We start from the raw sequence: 1,605 nt of genomic DNA on the forward strand, positions 1-1,605 counted from the left end.
GGCGGGCGATATGCCGAAGAAGGCGTGGTCGAAGGCGAAGGCGTCGGTGATGAAGCCGCCGTGGCGGGAGGCGGTCTTGCCGGGGGTGCCGGGCGCGGGGTCGTAGTCGGGCGCGATGTCGAAGCGCTCGGCGGGGACGGGTGTGACGGAGTCGGTGTTGGCGAGCAGGTTCCGCCAGAACTGCTCCGGCCCGTCGGCCCCGGGGAAGCGGCAGCCCATGCCGATGACGGCGATGGGGGCGCCGGGGCTCTGTCGCACGTGCTCCATGTGGGTGGTCCAATCTCTTCGAGTACGACCGGACGGACGGGACAGCGGGCGCTCGTCGTTAGCGCGATGCAAACTTACACTGGAAGCCAAGTTTGGTCTCGGTGTTTAACTACGCGACTCCGAGGACCTGCCGCCCGGCCGGCGCGAGTTGGCGGGGTACGTCCTCCGATGGGCGATTCGCGCACCGGCACGCAGACGAACGAACGGCCCCGGACAACGCCGAACGGGCCGCCCGTGCGCGCAACGACAAGAGCGTCGCGAGGCACGGGCGGCCCGTTCGAAGGGGTGGGGAGGCGGGGCCTCCCCGGGGTCACCGCGGGGGGTTCGGCCCCGGCGGTGCGGCGATGCCGTGGATCAGCAGGTCGAGGGCCTGCTGCAGTTCGGCGCCGAGCGAGTGGCGGCGCCGGTCGGCCGGATCCTCCCGGCTCCAGCGGTACAGCGTGCCGAGGTAGAGGTCGCGCACGAGTTCGCCGACCCGTCCGGCGTCCGCCGCGGCGGGGACCTCGCCCCGGGTGCGGCCGGCCTCGACGATGTCGGCGAAGATCGCGCCGAGGTAGGACTCCTCCTCCAGCGGCCGCCCGGCCTGGACCCAGGCGGTGAGCATCGCCACGCTGAGCTCCGGCTCCTCCTCGTTGAGGGCGCCGAGCACGGCCAGGCAGGCGCGGAGGTCCGCCACGACCCCCGATCCGCACTGCAGTTGCGGGGACAGACGGCGCATCAGCTCCGTTCTGCGCTCCTCGGCCCATACGCTGATGAGCGCGTCCTTGCGCGGGAAGTAGTTGAAGAAGGTGCCACGCGCGATGTCCGCGTGTTCCGCGATCTCCGCGACGGACGTGTCCGCATACCCCTTGCGACCGAACAGGGTCTTGGCCGAGGTGTAGACGCGCTCCCTGGCGCGCTCCTTGTTGCGGGCCCGCCGCGAGGTCACGGCCGTCGGGGCGTCTGAGGGTCGACGCACACAGGCCTCCAGATGACATCGTCGCTGCTGCACTGGAGTGCATTGATGTGCCCCAACTCAAACATAGGGCGAAGTCCATGTCAACGGACGGCACCGCCCCGGACCTGGCCGGATGAAGACCTGCACACAGGACCTCCACCGTCGTAGCGGGCACCCATGTACTCGAATACATTTTTAGTCCCCTAGCCATTCAGTGGACTTGAGTGTATGTTTGAGCCATCGAGCCCGGACCGACCCGGCCGGGCCTGCCCCAGGGGGAGGCATCCCATGACGACCCGTCCCCGCGCCCGGCCGAACGTGCCGGCGCCGCACCGTCCGGACCTGCGCGGCCAGCAGCGACCGGCCGGTGCGGCTGCCGCCGGGCAGGCCGTCGAAGCTGG

Annotated in this window: 2 protein-coding genes; both read right to left on the minus strand. The window is 70.5% G+C overall.

The window, feature by feature from the left end; all coding sequences use genetic code 11:
• Positions 1 to 267, minus strand: a 267-nt coding sequence (locus ABZ641_RS36585; protein WP_359988847.1) for a beta-ketoacyl synthase N-terminal-like domain-containing protein, incomplete at its 3' end; no start/stop codon positions are given.
• Between the two features lie 310 nt (positions 268 to 577).
• Positions 578 to 1,225, minus strand: coding sequence for a TetR/AcrR family transcriptional regulator (locus ABZ641_RS36590; protein WP_359988849.1), 648 nt, complete (start codon positions 1,223 to 1,225; stop codon positions 578 to 580).
• Positions 1,226 to 1,605: the final 380 nt, after the last annotated feature.

This window comes from Kitasatospora sp. NPDC007106 (assembly GCF_040634455.1).
GTDB lineage: Bacteria > Actinomycetota > Actinomycetes > Streptomycetales > Streptomycetaceae > Kitasatospora > Kitasatospora arboriphila.